Origin of the sequence: Stenotrophomonas daejeonensis, assembly GCF_001431505.1 — a bacterium.
GTDB classification, from domain to species: domain Bacteria; phylum Pseudomonadota; class Gammaproteobacteria; order Xanthomonadales; family Xanthomonadaceae; genus Stenotrophomonas; species Stenotrophomonas daejeonensis.
The window spans coordinates 1-3,611 of record NZ_LDJP01000117.1 but is presented as its reverse complement, the minus strand read 5'-3'; the positions used below and the strand labels follow the sequence as shown (position 1 = coordinate 3,611).

Below are 3,611 nucleotides of genomic sequence, written 5' to 3'. Positions count from 1 at the left end.
TTGGGCTCGGAGATTGGTATAAGCGACAGCCCTCACCCCAACCCCCGCTCCGCGCCCCGACCCACGCCAGCGGCGTGGGCGCTCGACCGCACGCGCGCCAGTGGCGCGCAAGCCGTGCAGCCTCGCCCCGGTGGGAGAGGGGCTTCAAGCAAAAACTCAGGCGTGATCCACCGTGCTGGTCTCGTCACGTTTTTCACGCGGTGGCAGCGGGGCGTCACCGTGTACCAGGAACCACACGTTCTCGGCGATGTTGGTGGCGTGGTCGCCGATGCGCTCCAGATTTTTCGCCATGAACAGCAGGTGCGTGCACGGGGTGATGTTGCGCGGGTCTTCCATCATGTAGGTCAGCAGCTCGCGGAACAGCGCGGTGTACTGCGCGTCCAGCCGCGCGTCGTCCTGGCGCAGCGCCAGCGCGGCCTCGGCGTCGTTGTCGCGGTAGGCCACCAGCGCGCGCTGCACCTGCTGCGCGGCCAGCCTGCCCAGTGCGCGCAGGCCTTGTACCTGCGGCATTGGCGGCATCGCCACCAGCGCGATAGAGCGCTTGGCGACGTTGGCGGCGTAGTCGCCGATGCGCTCGATGTCGGCGGGGATGCGCAGCCCGGCGAGGATCTCGCGCAGGTCGCGCGCCATCGGCCCGCGCAGGGCCAGGCGCATCACGTCATGGCTGATCTGCTGTTCCAGCATGTCGATGGCCTCGTCGTTGGCGACGATGCGCCGGGCGGCCTTCTCGTCGCGGCGTTCGATCACGTCCAGCGCGGCGATGAGCTGGGCGACGGACATTTCGCCCATGCGCACGATCTCGGCCACCAGCCGGTGCTGTTCTTCGTCGTAGCTTTTCACGATGTGGTCGTTGGGGAGGTTCATGGTCATGGGTCCGATGGATTCGTTCGATGTTGCCGCGGCCGTCCATGGCATTGCATTGCCGGCTGAGGCCGGGCGCGGCCACTCACCCGAAGCGCCCGGTGATGTAGTCCTCGGTCTGCTGCCTGGAGGGGTTGGAGAAGATCACCTCGGTGCGGTCGTGCTCGATCAGGTCGCCCAGGTACATGAAGGCGGTGTAGTCGCTCACGCGCGCGGCCTGCTGCATGTTGTGGGTGACGATGGCGATGGTGTAGTCGTTCTTCAGCTCCTCGACCAACTGCTCGATGCGACTGGTGGAGATCGGGTCCAGCGCCGAGGTCGGCTCGTCCAGCAGCAGCACGTCGGGCTTGAGCGCCACCGCGCGGGCGATGCACAGGCGCTGCTGCTGGCCGCCGGACAGGCCCAGCGCGCTCTGGCCGAGTTTGTCCTTGACCTCGTCCCACAACGCGCCCTGGCGCAGCGCATGCTCGACGCGGTCGGCCATGTCGGCCCTGGACAGCTTCTCGTGGTGGCGGATGCCGTAGGCCACGTTCTCGAAGATGGTCATCGGGAACGGCACCGGCTTCTGGAACACCATGCCCACCTTTGAACGCAGGCGGTTCATCGGGTACTTCGGCGAGAGGATGTTCTCGCCGTCCAGCAGCACCTCGCCGCGCGCTTCCAGCTTCGGGTACAGCGCATAGATGCGGTTGAAGATGCGCAGCAGGGTGGACTTGCCGCAGCCGGACGGGCCGATCAGCGCGGTGACGCGCTTTTCCGGGATTTCCAGGTGGATGTCCTTCAGCGCATGGAACTTGTCGTAGTAGAAGTCGAGCCCGCGCGCGGCGAGCTTGACCGGTGCCGGTGCGTCCAGGCCCTGGTGTGCGGCGGGCACGCTGATGCGCTGCATCGGCACGGCATTGTTGAGGTCGTTCATGGCGAGGTCCATGTGGGTTCAGTCGTTCGAGTTCAGTCGTTCGAAATGCGGTTGCGCAGCAGCAGGCCGCGGGCGGAGAGGCTGACCAGCAGCACGAACAGGGTCAGCACCAGCGCGCCGGCCCAGGCCAGCACCTGCCACGATTCGTAGGGGCTGCCGGCGAACTGGTTCATCACCACCGGCACCGAGGCCATCGGCTGGAACACGTTGCTGTTCCAGTACTGGTTGCCGAAGGCGGTGAACAGCAGCGGCGCGGTCTCGCCGGAGATGCGCGCCAGCGCCAGCAGCACGCCGGTGACGATGCCGGCCATCGCGCTGCGGTACAGCACCTGCATGATCACCTTCCACTGCGGCACGCCCAGCGCCAGCGCCGCCTCGCGCATCTGCACCGGCACCAGCCGCAGCATCTCGTCGGTGGTGCGGATCACCACCGGCAGCACGATGAAGGCCAGCGACAGCGCGCCGGCGAAGGCCGAGAAGTTGCCGCCGGTCTGCATCACGTACAGGGTGTAGACGAACAGGCCGAGCACGATCGACGGCGCCGACAGCAGGATGTCGTTGACGAAGCGCACCACGGTGCCGGCCTTGCGCGCGTTGCCGTACTCGGCCAGCCAGGTGCCGGCGGCCACGCCCAGCGGGGTGCCGATGGCGATGGCCAGCGCACACATCACCGCGCTGCCGAAGAAGGCGTTGAGCAGGCCGCCTTCCTGCATCGGCGGCGGCGTCATCCTAGTGAACAGGTCGAGGTTGATGCCGGGCAGGCCCTTGGCCAGCAGCGTCCACAGGATCCAGCCGAGGAAGAACAGGCCGAACAGCGCGGTGGCGCAGGCCAGCAGCAGCGCCAGCACGTTGGTGGCGCGGCGGCGCAGGTACAGCGCCTCGGCGGTTTTCGGGGTGGCGGACATCAGTTGCCCTCCTTGCGGGACAGGCGCAGCAGCATCAGGCGGGCCAGGGCGAGCACCACGAAGGTGACGATGAACAGCACGAAGCCGAGCAGCAGCAGCGCCGAGCGGTAGGTTTCGGTGGCCTCGCCGAAGTCGTTGGCGATCAGCGCGGCGATGGTGGTGCCCGGTTCCAGCAGCGACGGCGTCAGGCGCACGCTGTTGCCGATCACGAACGCCACCGCCATCGTCTCGCCGAGCGCGCGGCCGAGGCCGAGGAAGATGCCGCCGATCACCGCCGAACGGGTATAGGGCAGCACGATGTCCCAGCTCACTTCCCACTTGGTCGAACCCAGCGCGTAGGCCGATTCCTTCAGGCGGGTCGGCACGGTCAGGAACACCTCGCGCATCACCGAGGAGATGAACGGGATCACCATGATCGCCAGCACGAAGCCGGCGGTGAGCATGCCGATGCCCAGCGGTGGGCCCTGGAACAGCGGGCCGACCAGCGGCAGCTCGCCGAGGTGGTCGTTGAGGAACGGGGTGACGTATTCGGTCATCACCGGCACCAGCACGAACAGGCCCCACATGCCGTAGATGATCGAGGGGATGCCGGCCAGCAGCTCGATGGCAGTGCCGACCGGGCCGCGCAGCCAGCGCGGCGCCACCTCGGTGAGGAAGAAGGCGATGCCGAAGCTCACTGGCACCGCGATCAGCATGGCGATCACCGCGGTGACGATGGTGCCGTAGATCGGCGCCAGCGCGCCGAAGCGGTTCTCCACCGGGTTCCAGTCGGCGGTGTAGAAGAAGCTCAGGCCCTGCTCCTGCAGGGCGTGGCGGCCGCCCCACAGCATCGACAGCGCGGCGCAGGCCAGTGCGGTGAGCACCAGCGCCACGGTGGCGACCAGGAACCAGCGGAACAGGCGGTCGTTGCGGGCATCGCGCTGGTCGCG

General features: G+C 67.7%; 4 protein-coding genes. All 4 read right to left on the bottom strand.

The features are described 5' to 3' along the window. Positions 1 to 156: 156 nt before the first annotated feature. The gene (phoU, locus tag ABB34_RS14650; protein ID WP_057642115.1) at positions 157 to 864 is read right to left on the bottom strand and encodes a phosphate signaling complex protein PhoU; all 708 of its coding nucleotides are present in this window, start codon (positions 862 to 864) and stop codon (positions 157 to 159) included. Positions 865 to 946: 82 nt separating this feature from the next. Next, on the bottom strand, positions 947 to 1,777 hold the full coding sequence (gene pstB, locus ABB34_RS14645) for a phosphate ABC transporter ATP-binding protein PstB (RefSeq protein ID WP_057642114.1): 831 nt from the start codon (positions 1,775 to 1,777) through the stop codon (positions 947 to 949). Positions 1,778 to 1,809: 32 nt separating this feature from the next. Continuing rightward, on the bottom strand, positions 1,810 to 2,682 hold the full coding sequence (gene pstA / locus ABB34_RS14640) for a phosphate ABC transporter permease PstA (protein ID WP_057642113.1): 873 nt from the start codon (positions 2,680 to 2,682) through the stop codon (positions 1,810 to 1,812). After that, on the bottom strand, positions 2,682 to 3,611 hold a 930-nt coding region (gene pstC / locus ABB34_RS14635; RefSeq protein WP_057642112.1), incomplete at its 5' end, for a phosphate ABC transporter permease subunit PstC. The genes pstA and pstC, both read right to left, overlap by 1 nt.